Origin of the sequence: Streptomyces agglomeratus (assembly GCF_001746415.1) — a bacterium.
In the GTDB taxonomy this organism is placed as follows: domain Bacteria; phylum Actinomycetota; class Actinomycetes; order Streptomycetales; family Streptomycetaceae; genus Streptomyces; species Streptomyces agglomeratus.
Map to the genome: position 1 here is coordinate 1,721,117 of NZ_MEHJ01000001.1, position 16,643 is coordinate 1,737,759.

The 16,643-nt window shown below is 70.7% G+C and carries 16 protein-coding genes and 1 pseudogene; 1 reads left to right on the top strand and 16 read right to left on the bottom strand.

Annotated features, from left to right (window positions below; genetic code table 11):
* Positions 1 to 10: 10 nt before the first annotated feature.
* From AS594_RS07245 to AS594_RS07300, 15 genes and pseudogenes are all read right to left on the bottom strand, one after another.
* Positions 11 to 694: a hypothetical protein gene (locus AS594_RS07245; RefSeq protein WP_069935043.1), complete on the bottom strand. Its 684-nt coding sequence runs from the start codon at positions 692 to 694 to the stop codon at positions 11 to 13.
* Positions 695 to 781: 87 nt separating this feature from the next.
* Complete coding sequence (locus AS594_RS07250) at positions 782 to 1,456, bottom strand: DNA cytosine methyltransferase (RefSeq protein ID WP_069935044.1); 675 nt, start codon at positions 1,454 to 1,456, stop codon at positions 782 to 784.
* A 7-nt stretch (positions 1,457 to 1,463) separates the two neighbouring features.
* Positions 1,464 to 2,297 carry a RecB family exonuclease gene (locus tag AS594_RS07255; RefSeq protein WP_069935045.1) on the bottom strand — a complete coding sequence of 278 codons (834 nt, stop codon included), beginning with the start codon at positions 2,295 to 2,297 and terminating at the stop codon, positions 1,464 to 1,466.
* 1 nt (position 2,298) lies between these two features.
* Positions 2,299 to 3,060, bottom strand: coding sequence for a WhiB family transcriptional regulator (locus tag AS594_RS07260; protein WP_079148696.1), 762 nt, complete (start codon positions 3,058 to 3,060; stop codon positions 2,299 to 2,301).
* Positions 3,048 to 3,197, bottom strand: a complete 150-nt coding sequence (locus AS594_RS44550; protein WP_167368000.1) for a hypothetical protein — start codon at positions 3,195 to 3,197, stop codon at positions 3,048 to 3,050. The genes AS594_RS07260 and AS594_RS44550 overlap by 13 nt, the downstream gene beginning before the upstream one ends.
* A complete protein-coding gene (locus AS594_RS43865) occupies positions 3,194 to 3,445 on the bottom strand; it encodes a hypothetical protein (protein WP_141747159.1) in 252 nt (83 codons plus the stop codon). The genes AS594_RS44550 and AS594_RS43865 overlap by 4 nt, the downstream gene beginning before the upstream one ends.
* Before the next feature lie 335 nt (positions 3,446 to 3,780).
* Positions 3,781 to 3,960: pseudogene (locus AS594_RS40890) on the bottom strand (nitrate reductase); the annotation flags it as partial.
* A gap of 47 nt (positions 3,961 to 4,007) precedes the next feature.
* Positions 4,008 to 5,009 (bottom strand): TIGR03842 family LLM class F420-dependent oxidoreductase, encoded by a 1,002-nt coding sequence (locus AS594_RS07265; RefSeq protein WP_069926197.1) that lies wholly within the window; start codon positions 5,007 to 5,009, stop codon positions 4,008 to 4,010.
* 12 nt (positions 5,010 to 5,021) lie between these two features.
* Positions 5,022 to 6,425, bottom strand: coding sequence for a dihydropyrimidinase (gene hydA, locus AS594_RS07270; protein WP_069933968.1), 1,404 nt, complete (start codon positions 6,423 to 6,425; stop codon positions 5,022 to 5,024).
* 240 nt (positions 6,426 to 6,665) lie between these two features.
* Positions 6,666 to 8,933 (bottom strand): bifunctional glycosyltransferase/CDP-glycerol:glycerophosphate glycerophosphotransferase, encoded by a 2,268-nt coding sequence (locus tag AS594_RS07275; protein WP_069926198.1) that lies wholly within the window; start codon positions 8,931 to 8,933, stop codon positions 6,666 to 6,668.
* 233 nt (positions 8,934 to 9,166) lie between these two features.
* Complete coding sequence (locus tag AS594_RS07280; RefSeq protein ID WP_420877885.1) at positions 9,167 to 10,420, bottom strand: aspartate aminotransferase family protein; 1,254 nt, start codon at positions 10,418 to 10,420, stop codon at positions 9,167 to 9,169.
* Positions 10,421 to 10,461: 41 nt separating this feature from the next.
* Positions 10,462 to 11,304, bottom strand: a complete 843-nt coding sequence (locus AS594_RS07285) for a nitrilase-related carbon-nitrogen hydrolase (RefSeq protein ID WP_069933274.1) — start codon at positions 11,302 to 11,304, stop codon at positions 10,462 to 10,464.
* A 231-nt stretch (positions 11,305 to 11,535) separates the two neighbouring features.
* Positions 11,536 to 12,969, bottom strand: a complete 1,434-nt coding sequence (locus AS594_RS07290) for a hypothetical protein (RefSeq protein WP_069935047.1) — start codon at positions 12,967 to 12,969, stop codon at positions 11,536 to 11,538.
* 138 nt (positions 12,970 to 13,107) lie between these two features.
* Complete coding sequence (locus AS594_RS07295) at positions 13,108 to 13,503, bottom strand: PPOX class F420-dependent oxidoreductase (protein WP_069933272.1); 396 nt, start codon at positions 13,501 to 13,503, stop codon at positions 13,108 to 13,110.
* Between the two features lie 22 nt (positions 13,504 to 13,525).
* Positions 13,526 to 13,777: a helix-turn-helix domain-containing protein gene (locus AS594_RS07300; RefSeq protein WP_069926202.1), complete on the bottom strand. Its 252-nt coding sequence runs from the start codon at positions 13,775 to 13,777 to the stop codon at positions 13,526 to 13,528.
* A gap of 41 nt (positions 13,778 to 13,818) precedes the next feature.
* Between AS594_RS07300 and map the strand changes: the two genes are divergently transcribed.
* Entirely contained in the window at positions 13,819 to 14,586 is a 768-nt protein-coding gene (gene map, locus AS594_RS07305; RefSeq protein WP_069933271.1) for a type I methionyl aminopeptidase, read from the top strand.
* Between the two features lie 227 nt (positions 14,587 to 14,813).
* On the opposite strand, the gene ggt is transcribed toward map, so the two are convergent.
* Positions 14,814 to 16,640 (bottom strand): gamma-glutamyltransferase, encoded by a 1,827-nt coding sequence (gene ggt / locus AS594_RS07310; RefSeq protein WP_069935048.1) that lies wholly within the window; start codon positions 16,638 to 16,640, stop codon positions 14,814 to 14,816.
* Positions 16,641 to 16,643: the final 3 nt, after the last annotated feature.

Genomic DNA, 16,643 nt, shown 5'->3' on the forward strand with positions numbered 1-16,643 from the left:
TCGGCGGTCATTACGCCGGTACGGGGGAGAACTGCCCGAAGGACGGGGCGGCCTCGGGCGTGATGTACCACGTCTTGTTCGCCTTGTTGTAGGAGACCTGCCCGCCCTCGGACGGACGGCCCTTGCGCATGCCGTACTGCGCAACGAGAGCGTCGAACCCGGGCTTGCCCGGGTTGCCGTTCCCCGGCTTGTAGGGGATGTTGCATGCCATCCAGCCGTGCTGCCTGTACTCCGGCAGGTTGTCCTGCACGGCCTGCGCCGGAGCGCCGGCGTTCTGCCACGCCGCGGGGGCCTGCCCGGCCTGGCCGGGGAACTGCTGGGCCGGCTGCTGGTTGAACTGCCCCTGCGGGGGCGCCACGGGGAAGCCCGAGGGGGCCGCAGGAGCGGCCTGGGCGTCCGGTACCGGGGTCGTGGGCCCCAGGCCCGCACCGACCGACGCCTGAGCCTTCAGGACCCGCCAGGCGTTGCCCATGGAGGCGCCTGCGCCGCTGGACTCCAGCTCGTCGAAGGCGGCCTTCAGCTCCTCGGCCGTGTTCGCCCTGACGACCACGAAGGGCGGCTTCTGCGGGTCGTAGGAGACCGTGAAGCGGTGGTTGTGCGGGTTGGCCGGGTACTCCGGGTACGCCTCGCCGTCCCGCTCGGGGGCGTCCCAGTTCTCGGTGTCGGACGTGGCTTCGGGGGTGACGTCAGTCATTGTCTTCCTTGGTGTTCTCGTTGCGGATGCAGTCGTTTTCGTGGCCGCACTGCTCACAGCAGGCGCCGCAGTCGCAGTTGGGGAGCATCAGGCGGCTTCGGCTGTGCGCTGGAGGAGGAACTGGCGGCCGATGTACTCGGCGTACGCGGGCGGGATGGCCTCCGCGATCTCCTTGCGGACGTCGGTCCAGTGGATGCCCATGGCCTGTTGCCACTGGGCGACCGTGCCCTTGCCCCCGCCCTCGCCGTACACGGCGAAGTAGGGGCCCTCGTACCAGACGCCGTGTCGCATGCCGGCGACCCGGCCGCGGTGCGGCTTGTGCTCGGGCTGCGGGGCGGACCATCCGCCCAGCTCGAAGTTGCGGTGTCTGATGACCCCCAGGCCGAACATCTCCCCGCACAGGGTCAAGTCCTTGCGCATGCGCCTGGAGGCCCTGCCGGGCGGCTGCTCGATGACGTACGGGCGTCCCGTGCTCTCCAGCGCGTGACGAGTCGGTGAGAGCAGGTTCGGATACCGGAACTTCCCCTGATTGGTGCCGGCGGTCAGCGTGCAGTCGAACTGGCACGGCGGACCGGCGTGGATCAGGTCGTACTCACGGCCGTACCGGCGGATGAACTCGATCGCGTCGCCCCAGAAGAAGTCCTCTCCGCAGTAGCGGAGCAGGGGCTGACGGTCTACTCCGTGGACTTCAAAGCCGGCCGCCTGATAGCCGGCCGTGTCCCCGCCTATGCCGCAGAAGGCGGCGAGGACGCGCATCTTCATGCTGCTCCTACAGGGGTCGGTAGCCCGGAAAGTCCGGGTCGTAGAGATGTGCCAGGGGCCCGTTCTGGAGGGCGCAGGACGACTGCACATCGCAGATGAAGCAGCCGCCCGGGAAGCCGTTCGCGGTCCAGTCACCTCGCTGGACCTGCTCCCACGCTTCGCCGTACGCGGCGCCCACGTACTCGGGGGTGTACTCGGCCAGCTCGAAGGGCTTGCCCACGGTGCCCTTGCGGTTCATGAAGGGCACGCCCAGGTCCGCGGTCAGGTCGAACTTGACCTTCGTCAAGGCGCTGTACGTGCCGAACTGATCGGCATTGGAAGGCGGACGCTTGCCCGTCTTCAGGTCGACGATCGGGTACCGCTTCATGACCGGGTCCCAGAAGATCCGGTCGACGTACGCCTTGATCTCCACCGGGCACCCGGGGAGGAAGCCGGAGACGTCCAGCTCGATGGCCGGCTCTCCGTCGGGGGTCGTCCAGATCTCCCAGGGGCAGCGCTCGCGCCAGTCGATGTACGACTGGACGAACTGCGGCCCGATCTGATTCCAGACCGCGATGGGCTCAGCCGAAGAGCTGGCCCACTTGTGCTCGTTGGGCTCCTTGGCCCTGGCCTCCTCCAACTGTGCGTTGAAATAGACCTCCCAGACCTGACCGACGTTGAACGCCCGGTCGGCCGTGCCGACCAGTGACATCAGGTCGTAGTGCTCGGTCGCCTCGTGCACAGCAGAGCCCCCAGCGAGCCATACGGCGGGACGCTTGGGGGCGCGGGCAATGCGGGCCAGGAAGAACGACTTCGCGCAGCGTTCGAGCTGGTCTCTGGCGCTGTGAGACAGGTGTCGCACGCTACGCGGCGGGCTCACGGGCCCGGGGTTTTGCATCGGGGCGTCCTCCGTACGTCAGGATGACCACCGGCTGAGGGTGGTAGAGCAGCACGTCCTCGGCCCTGATCCACTTGTGGACGTTGCCGCGGCCGGAGAAATGGGTCATGAAGAGCCAGCGCCCGTCAGGCGTCTGGCCCCGGTAGTACGCGTCCGCCATCCCGCGCCCATTGCGCACCCAGCCGTGACGCTGTCCGGCTCGCGGCGGGAAGGGGGCCTTGTACGGCCCCGCGGGCTCTGCGGGGAGAGGAAGGTCCACGACCTCCGCAACGGGCCGCTGACGGCTCGCCAGGGCCTCCTCGTACGCCTTGATGAGCTTCTCCGCCACGGGCTGGGGAAAGCCCGTCTGCCGACGGATGTAAGGCCAGGTCACCCCGGCCTGGCGGAGCCGGTGCAGCTCCTTGCCCCACGCCTCCCGCTTCTCCTCGGGCCAGCGGGCGGCCTTCCTCGGGAGGGCCTTGCGGGCCAGGGCCCGCTGGTGCTGGTCTCGCCCTCCCCAGACGCCGTACTCCTCGCCCAGCGTGTCCCGTTCGCACTCCATGAGTGCGGGGCAGCTGGCGCAGATCTCCTTGGCCTGGTCCCACAGTGCTTGGGTGGCCGCTGCCGGGGTGCTGTGCGGCATCCCGCCCTCAGCGAAGAAGAGGCGCCAGTCCTCCACGCGGCAGATGGCCCGGGGCGCCCAGCGCCGCTCAGGGTCGTACAGCACGGTCCCTCCTATCTGATCCATGCAGTCACGAGAATCAGGCCGATCACGGCGCCGATGAGTCCGCCGGCCACGGACTCCAGCGTTTTGGTCAAGGTCCACTTGAAGCCGCTCAGCCTGATCCGGTCGGCGGCAACGGTGATCCACTTGGGCTTCTTCACGGCTTCCTCTCAGGTGCAGATGCAGGTGTTTCGGTGGCAGAAGGGGCAGACCATGTCTCCTCCTTGGTGCGAGTCGCCCGGTATCCGGCCTTGCTCCGCTCGGCTTCAACGCCGCGCTTGTACGCCAGCTCGAAGTGCGGGAGGACGGCCAGCAGGACGGCCGTCACGCCAGGCTCCAGCTCGGTATGCGAGGCAAGGGCGTCGCGTATGTCCTTGCGGAGATCCAGGCGCCCTTTGTCTCTGGCCATGGAGCCTCCAATGCAAAGAGCCACCGGGGTCTCCGGTGGCTCCGATAGATTCCCCTCACCAGTTCAGGAGAGGGACGGGTCAATGACAGTTGAGCTGCCGCGCGAAGCGGCACACGAGCGCTTCGCTCGCCAATCACGAAGGCTCCACGCCGAGTACGCGGCGGGGCCTGGAAGCCGATCAGTCACGCTGACCGCACCGCAGCTCACCCTTTTGGGTGAGCTGCTTGAGGGCGCAGAGGGCGACGTGGCGGACAGCCTCCGCCTGGTGCTCGGATTACCGCAGGTCAGAGAGGCTTGTGCTGCCTGTGGGCGCATGTATGGGTCTGACGACATGCAATGCACAGGGCCGCGAAGTTGTACGTCGTCCAGCGGCGCTGTTCCACGGGCACGGGCAGCAGGTCGTCGTTGACGAAGCGGCTGTCGGAACCGGCCGCCCCGGGCGCGAGCCCGACGCGGCCGTCCGGGCCGGATATGGGAGGCGGGGGCGGCGGGTCGCTGGGGACGGTTGCGGTCATGGCGGCGGGCCCTTCGCTGGTGACGTCGCTGGCGGCTCGTTCGTGCCTCAGGAGGCGAGCGCGGGGATGACCTCGGCGCCGTACGCGTCGATCGTCGCCTCGCGCGCGTCGTGCATGTCGTAGACCGCGAACTGGTCGACGCCCAGCGCGCGCAGCGCCTTCAGCTTCTCGATGTGCGCTTCGGCCGGCCCGAGCAGACAGAAGCGGTCCACGATCTCGTCGGGCACGAAGGCCGTGTCCGGGTTCCCCGCCCGCCCGTGGTGGCTGTAGTCGTAGCCCTGGCGCTGTTTGATGTACGCCGTCAACGCCTCAGGCACCAGGCCGGAGTGCTCGCCGTACCGGGCGACCAGGTCGGCGACGTGGTTGCCGACCATGCCGCCGAACCACCGGCACTGGTCCCGCGCGTGGGTGAGGTTGTCGCCGATGTACGCCGGGGCGGCGACGCAGATCGTGATGGACGCCGGATCGCGTCCCGCGTCCGAGGCGGCGGTACGTACCGCCTTGACCATCCACTCCGTCAGGAAGGGGTCCGCGAGCTGGAGGATGAATCCGTCGGCCTTCTGACCGGCCATTTCCAGCGCCTTCGGCCCGTACGCCGCCATCCACACCGGCAGCCGGCCGTCGCGCACCCACGGCAGCCGCAGCCGCTGTCCTCCGACCTCCGCCTCCCGCCCCTCCGCCAGGTCACGGATGACGCCGATCGCCTCGCCGAGCCGGGCCAGGGTGTTGGGCTTGCGGCCCGCGACACGCATCGCGGAGTCGCCGCGGCCGATGCCGCAGACGGTTCTGTTGCCGTACATCTCGTTGAGCGTGGCGAAGGTGGAGGCGGTGACCTCCCAGGTCCGGGTGCCGGGGTTGGTCACCATCGGTCCGACGATCAGGTGGTCGGTGTGTTCGAGGATCCGGCTGTAGATCACGAACGGTTCCTGCCACAGCACGGCCGAGTCGAAGGTCCATCCGTAGCGGAAGCCGTTGCGCTCCGCGCGCCGCATCAGGCCGACGACGGCCGATGCGGGCGGGTCGGTCTGGAGGACGAGTCCGAAGTCCATAGGGCGGACCTCCTAGTTCAGGTTCTGACACGTGGATCGGGGCGTGTAACTGCCGTGTCCTGCCCGGCCGGTGAACTGCCGGTTGTCGATGACGAGTTCACCGCGCGAGAGCACCGTCTCCACCTGCCCGGTGACCCGCTTCCCTTCGTAGGCCGAGTAGTCGACGTTCATGTGGTGGGTCTGCGCCGAGATGATCTGCTCGGCGTGCGGGTCGTAGATGACGACGTCGGCGTCGGCGCCCGGCGCGATCGTCCCCTTCTTCGGGTAGAGGCCGAACATGCGGGCCGGGGCCGCGCAGGCGATCTCGATCCAGCGGCGGCGTGAGATGTGTCCGTCGACGACGGCCTGGTGCAGGAGGTCCATGCGGTTCTCCACGCCCGGCAGCCCGTTGGGGATCTTCGAGAAGTCGCCCCGGCCGAGTTCCTTCTGGCCGGTGAAGCAGAAGGGGCAGTGGTCCGTCGAGACCACCTGGAGGTCGTTGGTGCGCAGGCCCCGCCAGAGCGCGGCCTGGTGCTCGCGCGGCCTCAGCGGCGTACTGCACACGTACTTGGCCCCCTCGAAGTCCGGCTCCGCGAGGTTGTCCGTGGACAGGAAGAGGTACTGGGGGCAGGTCTCGCCGAAGACGTTCAGGCCCTTGTCGCGGGCCGCGGCGATCTCCGCGACGGCCTCTTCGGCCGATACGTGCACGACGTACAGCGGCGCGTCCGCGACCCGGGCGAGCTGGATCGCGCGGTGGGTCGCCTCGGCCTCCAGGAGGACCTTGCGGACCTCGCCGTGGTAGCGGGGGTCGGTGCGGCCCTCGGCCAGGGCCTGCTCGACGAGGACGTCGATCGCGATGCCGTTCTCGGCGTGCATCATGATCAGCCCGCCGTTGACGGCGGAGCGCTGCATGGCGCGCAGGATCCGCCCGTCGTCGCTGTAGAAGACGCCGGGGTACGCCATGAACAGCTTGAAGGAGGTGATCCCCTCCCCCACCAGCAGGTCCATCTCCTTGAGCGAGTGCTCGTTGACGTCGGAGAGGATCATGTGGAAGGCGTAGTCGATCGCGCACTTGCCGTCGGCCTTCGCGTACCAGGCGTCGAGTCCTTCGCGCACGGCGTGCCCGACGCTCTGCACGGCAAAGTCGATGATGGTCGTGGTGCCGCCCCAGGCGGCCGCCCGCGTGCCCGTCTCGAAGGTGTCGGAGGCGAAGGTGCCGCCGAAGGGCAGTTCCATGTGGGTGTGCGCGTCGACACCGCCGGGGACGACGTACTTCCCGGTTGCGTCGATCGTGCGGTCCGCGGTCCACGCGGCGGCGGCGTCGCCGCCGTGCGTGGCGAGGGCGGCGATGCGCCCGTCCTCGATCAGGACGTCGGCATGGATTTCGTCGGAGGCCGTGATGACGAGCCCTCCGCGGACAACAGTACGGTTCACGATTCCTGCCCCTTCCCGGGCAGCAGGACCGGACGCCCGCGCAGCCGGGGGACCCGCCGCCTGTCGAACTTGCACCCGTGCTCGGTCTACACCCGTAGAACCGCGTGTGCAGGAGACCGTAGAAGCATGTCACCCACCGTGGCAATACCGTGGCTGTTAATCACGTGTGACGAATGTGTCGCCCACCGTCCGGGCCTGTCCCGCCTCCCCGGGAGGGACAGGGCCCGGAACCCGGTGCACCCGTCAGTGGGCCGCCGGCACCGCCGCGGCCTTCGCCGGGGAGGGCGCCGGGGTGCGCAGCGCCAGCGGCTGCGGCTCGGGGCTCATCTCCTCGCCCAGGAAGACCCGGCGCACGACCCGCTCGGCGGCGTGGCCGTCGTCGTACTGGACGAAGCGCTCACGGAACGCGGCGCGCAGGGCCGCCGTCCGCTCGCTCTCCCAGTCGCCGCTGCGGAACGCCTCGATCAGCTCGTCCTCCGTGGTGGCCAGCACGCCCGGGGTCTCGCCCGGCTCGCCCGAGAAGAGGTCGAAGGTGACGCCGCGGGACTTCACGTAGACCTCCCAGTCGTCGGCGTACGTGATGATCGGTCGGTCCAGGCAGGCGTAGTCGAACATGATGGACGAGTAGTCCGTGATGAGCGCGTCGGCGGCCAGGCACAGCTCCTCGACGACGGGGTACTTCGACACGTCGAGCAGCAGTCCCTGCTCGTGCAGCCGCTGGAGCGAAGGGTCCTGGCCGTAGAAGTAGTGCGTACGGACCATCAGGACGGTGTCGGGACCGAGGCCGCGGGTGACCTTCTCCAGGTCCATGCGCGGGACGAAGCCGGCCTGGTAGTCGCGGACGGTCGGGGCGTACAGGACGGCGGTCTTCCCCGGTGCGATGCCGAGCTTCTCGCGGGCCGCGAGGACGTCCTCGGCGGTGGCGGTGAAGTAGACGTCGTTGCGGGGGTATCCGGCGTCGAGCGACTCGAACGTGCAGGGGTAGACCCGCTCCCAGTTCTCCGAGGAGTGCTGGTTGGAGGAGACGCTGTAGTCCCAGCGGTCGGCGCGCTGGAGCAGCTTGCGGAAGCTCATGCCCTTGGCGGCGGCCGGGTAGCGCTGCTGCTCGATGCCCATGCGCTTGAGCGGCGTGCCGTGGTGGGTCTGGATGTGGATCTGGCCGGGGCGCTTGATGATGTCGTCGGGGAAGTTGACGTTGTTGACGAAGTACGTCGCGCGCGCCATGACCTCCCAGTAGCGGGGCGAGCCCGGCACCACGTAGTCGACGCCCTCCGGGACGGTGTCCTCCAGTCCCCTGCGGACCACCCACACGGCGTGGATGTCGGGGGCGAGCTCCTGGGCCTTGCGGTAGATGGCGCCCGGGTTGCACGCCACGCCCCGGTTCCAGTACGCGGCGTAGACGGCCAGCTTGGGGTCCAGGGGCCGCTTGGAGTGCATCTGGTAGAGGCTGGTCAGCGCGCGCTTGCCAACGGTCGTGCGGGCCTTCTTCAGCCTGCGCCGCACGGTGACGCGCGTCTTGTTGACGAGCTTGAGCGCCTGGAAGGAGGAGTACGAGCCGCGGCCGAGGGCCTGGAACTTCGCGCCCGTCACACCGGCGGGGGGCTCGTAGCCGGCCGGCAGGTGCGCGCGGTACATCGCGGAGGCGGCGCGGAAGTACTCCGCCCGGTCCGCCGGTACGACACGGCTGGCGCGGGCGAAGGTGAAGAGGAAGTGACTCACCATGCGCTCGAAGAGGAAGGGGCGCAGGGGGTCGAGGTGCGGCCTGGTGGCCAGGAAGTCGAAGAGCCGCTGGTACTGCTCGAAGATGGTGAAGTGCTTGCGGCCCGGCGTCACCATGGAGCTGCCCTGGCGGCGCTGGCGGTACTCGACGCACACGTGGTTCAGGCAGGCGACCCGTTCGGCGCTCAGCATGGTCGTGTAGACCATGAGCGCGTCCTCGTACAGGCCGTCGGTGTAGGTGAAGCCGCCCTCGACGTAGAAGTCGCGGCGGAACGCGCGGTTCCAGACGACGGCGAACATCTTCAGGAACTCGGTGCGCTCGGCGGGGCTGAAGACCTCGTCCCCCGTCTCGGCGAGCAGCTCGGTGCTCGCGCTGGGCTGCCGCTTGTCCCACCAGTACGTACGGACGTGGTCGAAGAGCAGGATGTCCGGGTCCTCGGCCTCGTCGAGGCGCTGTGCCATCCGCTCCAGGGCGTCCGGGGTGAAGGTGTCGTCGCTGTCGAGGAACAGCAGGTAGTCGCCGGTGGCCCGCTCCACGCCGGTGTTGCGGGCCTGGCCTATGCCGCCGTTCTCCTCCCGGTGGATCGCGACGATCCGCTTGTCACGGGCGGCGTACTCGTCGAGGATCGCGCCGCACTCGTCGGGCGAGCGGTCGTCGACCGCGAGTACTTCGAAGTCCCCGAAGGTCTGGGCCAGGACCGAGTCCAAGCATTCCCGCAGATAACCGCGGACCTTGTACACGGGAATGACAATGCTGAACCGGGGAGCGCCGAAGCCATCGGTGGCCGACATAGGGTGCTACTCCTTGTACTGATCTCATGACTGAGAGAAATTAACTGCTCAAAAATGGTCGCAGCCTCTGGTCGAAGACTCGTGAGGTGGCCCATAGGTTGCGCACAGGTGGACAGAAAGAGTCGTACGCCACACTGGTGGGACGCGGCGGAGCCGCCCCGCGGGGGGCGGCTCCGCGTATCCGGTTCACTGCGCGTCCGATCATTATGCGGCCGGTCGACGCCTTGTTCCGTTCACCGCGCGCTCGTCAGCGCCTTCTCCAGGATGCGGGCGCCCTCCTCCGCCTCCGTGACGTTCAGCGTCAGCGGCGGGGCGATCCGCAGGACGGCGGTGTTGTGACCGCCGCCCTTGCCGATGAGCAGGCCGCCCTCACGGGCCGCTTCCAGTACGGCCGTAGCCGTCTCGGGCGCCGCTTCGTCCGTGCCGGGCTTGACCAGTTCGATGCCCGCCATCAGGCCCCGGCCGCGCACTTCCCGTACGGACGGCACACCGGCGGTGATGGCCCGCAGCCGCTCCAGGAGCAGGCCGCCGACACGGCGGGCGTTGTCCTGGAGGTGGTGCTCCAGGAGGTAGTTGAGGTTGGCGAGGCCCGCCGCCATCGTGATGGGGCTGCCGCCGAAGGTGGAGATGGAATTGGCGTCGAGGCAGTTCATGACCTCGGCGCGGGCGACGACTCCGCCGATGGACATGCCGTTGCCGATGCCCTTGGCGAAGGTGAGGATGTCCGGCGGCCCGTTCTGCGCGTGCGCCTGCCACCCCCAGAAGTGCTCGCCCGTACGCCCCCACCCGGTCTGCACCTCGTCGGTGATCCACAGGATTCCGTGCCGGTCGAGGACCTCGCGGAACGCGGCGTACAGGCCGTCGGGCGGCGAGGTGAAGCCGCCGACTCCCTGCACGGGCTCGGCGATCAGCGCGGCGACCCGTCCGCCCGCCTGGCCGAGGAGGTCTTCGAGGTCGGCGACGCACGCCTCGATGAACTGGGCGTCGGAGAGCTGCGCGTACGGGCCCCGGGAACGGACGCCGCCGTGGACGTACAGCGTCTGGAGCGGGGACAGACTGGTCGGGGACCAGGCGCGGTTGCCGGTGATGGACACGGCCGAGAAGGACCGGCCGTGGTAGCTGTTGCGCATCGCGAGGATCTGGTTGGAGCGGCGGTACGTCGTGGCGAGGAGCAGGGCCGTGTCGTTGGCCTCGGTGCCGGACGTGGTGAAGAAGACCCGCGCCTGCGGGATGCCGGAGAGGGTGGCGACGCGCTCGGCCAGCTCGATCATGGGGCGGTTGAGGTAGAGGGTGGAGGAGTGGATGATGCGGCCGGCCTGCTCGCTGACGGCCTTGGTGACCTCGGGGAGCGCGTGGGCGGTCATGGTGGTGAGGATGCCGCCGAAGAAGTCGAGGTACCGCTTGCCGTCGGCGTCGTACACGTACCGGCCCTCGCCGTGGGTGATCTCGATCGGGTGGCGGTAGTAGAGGGAGAGCCAGTCGGGCATGACGGACTGGTGGCGGCCGAGCAGGTTGTTCACGTGGTGGGTCACGGGTTCACCAGTCCTTCGTACGCGTCGGGGCGGCGGTCACGGTAGAACGCCCACTGCTGACGCACTTCCTCGATGACGTCGAAGTCCAGGTCCCGGACGACGAGTTCCTCTTCCTTGTCGCTCGCCGTCCCACCGACGAACTGGCCGCGCGGGTCGACGAAGTAGCTGGTGCCGTAGAAGTCGTTGTCGCCGTACTCCTCCTGGCCGACGCGGTTGATGGCGGCGACGAAGTACTCGTTGGCGACGGCGGCCGCGGGCTGTTCGAGCTGCCACAGGTGGGCGGACAGGCCGCGGTGGGTGGCGGAGGGGTTGTAGACGATCTGGGCGCCGTTGAGGCCGAGTTGGCGCCAGCCCTCGGGGAAGTGCCGGTCGTAGCAGATGTAGACGCCGACCTTGCCCACGGCCGTGTCGAAGACCGGCCAGCCCAGGTTCCCCGGCTTGAAGTAGAACTTCTCCCAGAAGCCCTTGACCTGGGGGATGTGGTGCTTGCGGTACTTGCCCAGGTAGCTGCCGTCGGCGTCGATCACGGCGGCGGTGTTGAAGTAGAACCCGGACTGCTCGCGCTCGAAGACGGGGACGACGATCACCATGCCGGTCTCGCGGGCGAGCTCCCGCATGCGGCGTACGGTCGGCCCGTCCGGGACGGCCTCCGCCCACCGGTAGTGCTCGGCGTCCTGAACCTGGCAGAAGTACGGGGCGTTGAAGACCTCCTGGAACCCTATGATCTTCGCGCCCTGCCGGGCCGCCTCGCGAGCGTGCTCCTCATGCTTGGCGATCATGGATTCGGTGTCGCCCGTCCAGGTGGCCTGGACGAGTGCGGCACGTACGACGTTGGCCATGACTTGTCTCCTTCAACGGGACGTCAGAGACCTTCTACGCCCGTAGAATCGGGACGTAGAGGGATGAACGTAAGCCCCGGCGGGGAGTGGGGCAAGACCATCGTCGTCAACCCGCAGAGTCGATCACGTTTCGCACCCGAGGGGGTGACACGGGCACGTCGTGATGTTCACGCCGCCGTCCCCGTCGTACGGCGCGTACGGCGCGTACGGCATACGCGGCTCGTACGGCGATCACGGCGCGGCGCCCGCCACGCGCAGGGCGTGCGCCACATCGCGGTACCGGCCCTGCGAGACCCGTCGCGCGGCGTCGAGCAGCAGCGGGGAGAGGCGGCGCGGGTCGGCCCTGGCGACCTGGGCGGCCTCCTCGGGTGTACGGACGCCCACGAACGCGTCGGCCAGCGCCACCACTTCGCCTTCGTGTCCGCCCGCGTCGTCCAGGGCGAGGAGCGCCGCGGCGATCTCCGGGGCGGGGCGTACGACGCTCTGGCGCAGGAGCTGACGGCCGTCCTCGCCGAGACCGGCGCCGGCGAGCGCCGCCGCGACGGCCGCGACCCGGTCGGGCGGCAGCGACGCCGCCTCCCAGAGGAGGGTGGCCCAGTCGGCGCCGAGCCCGGCCCGGTTGAGGGCGCCGGCGAGAACGGGCAGCAGGGCAGGGGGCCACCCGGCCGCCTCGCACAGCAGGACGTGGGCCTCACCGGTACGCCCCTGGGCGCGCAGTTGTACGAGCGCGGCGACGGCCTCGGTGACGGCGCGGGTGTCCTGGGCGGTGGCCGTCGCGACGGGCGGGGCCTCCGCGGCCTCGACCCCGGCGTACCTGGCGCCCCGGGGGGCGGCGGCCTGGACGGGAGGCACGGGCATGGCAGGCGCGCCGGACGCACCGCTGCCGTCGTCCTCGTCCAGCCCGGCGTAACGGGCCCCACGGGGGCGGCGCTTGGGCGCGCGAGCGGGGCCGGCGGGGCGCCCGGGGGTCTCTTGTGCGGCTTCGCCGCGAGGTCGCTGCCCCGGAGCCCGGTCCTCGAACGCCTCGTGGGCGTGCGCGGTCCGGGGCGCAATGCCGGTCCGCGAAGGGGCGGCGCTGAGCGGGGCGGCCTCCGCGGACGCCTCCGCGCGGAACCACGAATCCGGCGCGGGGGCGCGCCCCGGGAGCGGCGAGGCCCGCAGCGCGTCCAGGGCCGCGAGGCGGGCGCCCAGTTCCGCGCAGCGGTCCGTCGCGCGCACGTGGTCGTCCCGGGCCCAGGCGAGCTCGACGTCCGGCCCCGGCTCGGCGGAGGCACCCCCGGAGGCACTGCGCCGCCGCGTCAGCCGCTGCTCGCGTTCGGCTGCGTACGTCTGCTCGCGGCGCATCACCCCGAGCCGCTCCTCCAGCGCCTCGCGCCCGCCGGGGAGCCGGTCGCGGGCGGCCGCCGCCGCCCCGTGCAGATCCCGCGCGCGTACGGTCTCACGCTCGGCGGCGGCCGCTCCGTACCCGGCGGCCAGGTCATGGAGCAGGGCTTCCAGTACGTCCCACGGGGGCAGTTCGGTGCCGTCCAGGCAAGCGCGCATGCCGTCGGGGTCGCGCTGCCAGAAGACGCCGCACCAGCCGGCGCCCGTGTCGAGGAGCGCCGTGAGCTCGCGCAGGTAGCGCGCGAACTCCTCGCCCTCTGCCGGGAATTGCCCCACCGTCATAGCGCCCCGCCCCTGCCCCGCCGTCACCGGCGCCTGGAACCATCCGGTCCGCAGGCATTCGACCGCAGTTGTGTTACGGCGCGGCTACAGGCAGTTTTCGCGGGGGGTGCGGACCGCTCATGCGGAGCGCGGCCGGGCTCAGAGGCTGATGGCGATACCGACGTGCGGCCGCTTGCCGAGCCGGACGATCGCGGCGGGCACGTCGGTGAACCAGAACTGCCAGGTGTACTTGCCGGCGAGGAGCTTGCGGGCCTTGCGCAGGCCGTCGGCGTCCAGCAGTCGCGCGGTGCCTTCGGCGGAGGGAGCGCCCTCCTTGACGCGCCCGCGCGCGTCGCACACCGTCACGACGACCCGCCGGTCGTTGCGGATGCGCTTGACCTTCCAGGAGTCGGCCTTGGTCCAGACGTAGAGCTCCGTACCGTCGGAGGCCGCCCACACCGGCGTGGCGACCCCCGTGCCGTTCTTGCGGAAGGTGGTCAGGCTGACGTAGGGGCTGCGGCCGAGTACGGCGAGCGGGGCCTGGTCGGAAGTCATGCCCTCGAGCCTACGTCGCCGCTCAGGCGGGGAGCAGGGCGCAGCGGGCCGCGACCTCGTCCATGGAGAGACCCAGCACGCCCGCCAGCGCCGCCACGGTGAAGAAGGCGGGCGTGGGGGCTCGGCCGGTCTCGATCTTGCGGAGGGTTTCGGCGGAGAGGCCGGCGTGGGCCGCGACCTCGACCATCGTGCGGTCGCCGCGCGCCTGGCGGAGCAACCGGCCCAGCCGTTCGCCGCGTTCGCGCTCTTCCGGGGTGAGGGGGGTTCGTACCATGCCGTCATTGTAATACCGCTGCGACCGGTATAATAATTGGCATGGTTGAAATCAAGACGGACATGTCGGTGGACGCGATGCGGGAAGCGGGCCGGGTGGTCGCCCGGGCACTGACCGCCGTGCGGGAGGCAGCGGGTGTGGGCGTCAGCCTGCGGGAGCTGGACGAGGCGGCCCGGGCCGTCCTGCGGGAGGCCGGGGCGTCGTCGCCCTTCCTGGACTACCACCCCTACTGGGCCCCCGTCCCCTTCCCCGCCGTCATCTGCGCCTCGGTCAACGACGCGATCGTGCACGGCATCCCGGACGGATACCGCCTGCGCGACGGCGATCTCGTCAGCATCGACTGCGGCGCGACGCTGGACGGCTGGTGCGGAGACTCGGCCGTCACGTTCAGCGTCGGCACGGCCCGCCCCGACGACGTACGGCTGGCCGACACCGCGCGCGCGGCGCTGGACGCCGGTATCGCGGCCGCCGTCCCCGGCAACCGGATCGGCGACATCGCCCACGCGGTCGGCCGCGTCTGCCGGTCGGCCGGCTACGGCATCCCCGAGGGCTTCGGCGGCCACGGGGTGGGCCGCACGATGCACGAGGGCCCGGAGGTACCGAACGAGGGGCGGGCGGGGCGGGGGCTCGTGCTGCGGCACGGGATGGTGCTGGCCATCGAGCCGATGCTGATCGCGGGCGGGCAGGACGCGTACTACGCCGCCCCCGACGGATGGACGCTGCGCACATCCGACGGCAGCCGCGCCGCGCACGCGGAACACACGGTGGCGATCACGGACGCGGGACCACGGGTGCTGACGCGGCTGTGAGGTGCGGCGCGGTGGGCGTGGGGGGCTGCGCTCGGTGCGGGTGAGGTGCTGGTTGCTGCGCGGCTGGGTGCTGGGGAGGTGCGGGCGGGTGCGGCGCGGCGAGGTGCGGGTGGGGCGGGGATGCGGCGCGGGTGAGGTGCGGTGCTTCCGCCCGGCCCGCCCCCACCCGGCCGTGACATCACACGCCGGACGGGCTCGCTCCCGCCCGGCGGTCAGGCCCTCCCGGCCTACCCCCGGCCGCCGCTCGGGACCACCACCATCGCCGAGCCGCCGCCCCGCCGTTCGCGCTCCGCCGCCGCGAGCCACCGTCCGTCCGGCAGGCGCTGCACACCCGTGGCCGCACCGATCTCCGGGTTCTGCTTGAACTCATGGCCGATCGCTTCGAGTTCCTCACGCAGCGGGCTGTTCCACAGGCCCGGTTCGAGCTCCGTGAGCGCCGCGTTCCGCTGACTCGCGCGCGGCGCCGCGATCGCGTCGACCAGCGGCAGTCCCCGGTCCAGGTGGCCCGTCAGGATCTGGAGCACCGTCGTGATGATGGTCGCGCCGCCCGGCGATCCGAGCGCCAGCAGCGGACGCCCGTCCTCCAGCACGATCGTCGGAGACATCGACGAACGCGGCCGCTTGCCCGGTCCCGGCAGATTCGGGTCGTGCACCGCCGGGTTGGCCGGGGCGAAGGAGAAGTCCGTCAGCTCGTTGTTGAGGAGGAAGCCCCGGCCGGGGACGGTGATGCCGCTGCCGCCGGTCGACTCGATGGTGAGGGTGTACGCCACGACGTTGCCCCACTTGTCGGCGGCCGTCAGGTGTGTCGTGTTCTCACCCTCGTACGTCGTCGGGGCCGCCGTGCCCCCCGCCCCGCACCCGTCACCCGGCCGGCGCGGGTCGCCCGGCGCCAGCGGGCTCTTCAGTACCGCGCCGTCCCTGATCAGGCACGCGCGCGAGTCCGCGAACCGCTGCGACAGCAGGCCCTTCACCGGTACGTCCTCGAAGGCCGGGTCACCGACCCACCTGCCCCGGTCCGCGAACGCGATCCGGCTCGCCTCGATGAGGCGGTGCAGGTACCGCGCGTCCGTGGCGGCCTCCGGCGATAGGTCGGTGCGCTCAAGCATGTTGAGCGCCTGCCCCACCGTCGTACCGCCCGAGGACGACGGCGCCATGCCGTACACGTCGAGCCCCTGGTACGAGACCTTCGTCGGCGCCTGGTTCAGCGTGCGGTACTTCCGCAGGTCCTTCGCCGTCAGATCGCCAGCGCGCACCACCCGCGTCGCCCCGGGACGGACCGGGGGCTTGCGCACCGTACGGACGATGTCGCGGGCCAGGTCGCCCCGGTACAGCTCGGCCGCACCGCCGCGGCCCAGCTTCTCGTACGTACGGGCCAGATCGGGGTTCTTGATCCGGGAGCCCACCACCGGCAGTTTCCCACCCGGCAGGAACAACTCGGCCGTGTCGGGGAAGTCCCGGAACCGCGCCTCGTTCGCCGCGGTCTGCGCGCGGAAGGTGGGGTCGACGGTGAAGCCGTCGCGCGCGAGCTTCTGCGCCGGACCGAGCAGCGTCCGCAGCGGCTTGGTGCCCCACTGGCCGAGCACCGCGTCCCAGGTGGCCGGGGTGCCGGGCGTGCCGACGCTCAGCCCGCTGGTCATCGCCTGGTCGAAGGGAAGGGGCTTGCCGTCCTCAAGGAACAGGGACGTGCCGGCGCTGAGCGGCGCGGTCTCGCGGCCGTCGACCGTGCGTACGGTCCGGGACCCGGCGTCGTAGTAGACGAAGTACCCACCACCGCCGATGCCCGCCGAGTACGGCTCGGTGACGCCGAGGGCGGCAGCCGTCGCGACTGCCGCGTCCACCGCGTTGCCGCCCCGCCGCAGGACCTCGATCCCGGCGGCGGAGGCGTCGGGGTCGACGCTGGCGACCGCTCCCCCGTAGCCGGCGGCGACCGGTGTCTTGACGGGTGGTGGTGGTGTCGCGGCGGCGGGAGCGTCCGGCGGGGCGGTGGCGCCCACCGATGCCACCACCGCCGCGACGGCCCAGAACGACAGCACTCGTACCGTGGAACGGCGCATGCG

Excerpts from the sequence above, each read along its gene's own strand:
- AS594_RS07245 (WP_069935043.1), bottom strand. The coding sequence starts at position 694 with ATGACTGACGTCACCCCCGAAGCCACGTCCGACACCGAGAACTGGGAC.
- AS594_RS07250 (WP_069935044.1), bottom strand. The coding sequence starts at position 1,456 with ATGAAGATGCGCGTCCTCGCCGCCTTCTGCGGCATAGGCGGGGACACG.
- AS594_RS07260 (WP_079148696.1), bottom strand. The coding sequence starts at position 3,060 with ATGGATCAGATAGGAGGGACCGTGCTGTACGACCCTGAGCGGCGCTGG.
- AS594_RS43865 (WP_141747159.1), bottom strand. The coding sequence starts at position 3,445 with ATGGCCAGAGACAAAGGGCGCCTGGATCTCCGCAAGGACATACGCGAC.
- AS594_RS07265 (WP_069926197.1), bottom strand. The coding sequence starts at position 5,009 with ATGGACTTCGGACTCGTCCTCCAGACCGACCCGCCCGCATCGGCCGTC.
- AS594_RS07275 (WP_069926198.1), bottom strand. The coding sequence starts at position 8,933 with ATGTCGGCCACCGATGGCTTCGGCGCTCCCCGGTTCAGCATTGTCATT.
- AS594_RS07280 (WP_420877885.1), bottom strand. The coding sequence starts at position 10,420 with ATGCCCGACTGGCTCTCCCTCTACTACCGCCACCCGATCGAGATCACC.
- AS594_RS07285 (WP_069933274.1), bottom strand. The coding sequence starts at position 11,304 with ATGGCCAACGTCGTACGTGCCGCACTCGTCCAGGCCACCTGGACGGGC.
- AS594_RS07290 (WP_069935047.1), bottom strand. The coding sequence starts at position 12,969 with ATGACGGTGGGGCAATTCCCGGCAGAGGGCGAGGAGTTCGCGCGCTAC.
- AS594_RS07295 (WP_069933272.1), bottom strand. The coding sequence starts at position 13,503 with ATGACTTCCGACCAGGCCCCGCTCGCCGTACTCGGCCGCAGCCCCTAC.
- AS594_RS07300 (WP_069926202.1), bottom strand. The coding sequence starts at position 13,777 with ATGGTACGAACCCCCCTCACCCCGGAAGAGCGCGAACGCGGCGAACGG.
- map (WP_069933271.1), top strand. The coding sequence starts at position 13,819 with ATGGTTGAAATCAAGACGGACATGTCGGTGGACGCGATGCGGGAAGCG.
- ggt (WP_069935048.1), bottom strand. The coding sequence starts at position 16,640 with ATGCGCCGTTCCACGGTACGAGTGCTGTCGTTCTGGGCCGTCGCGGCG.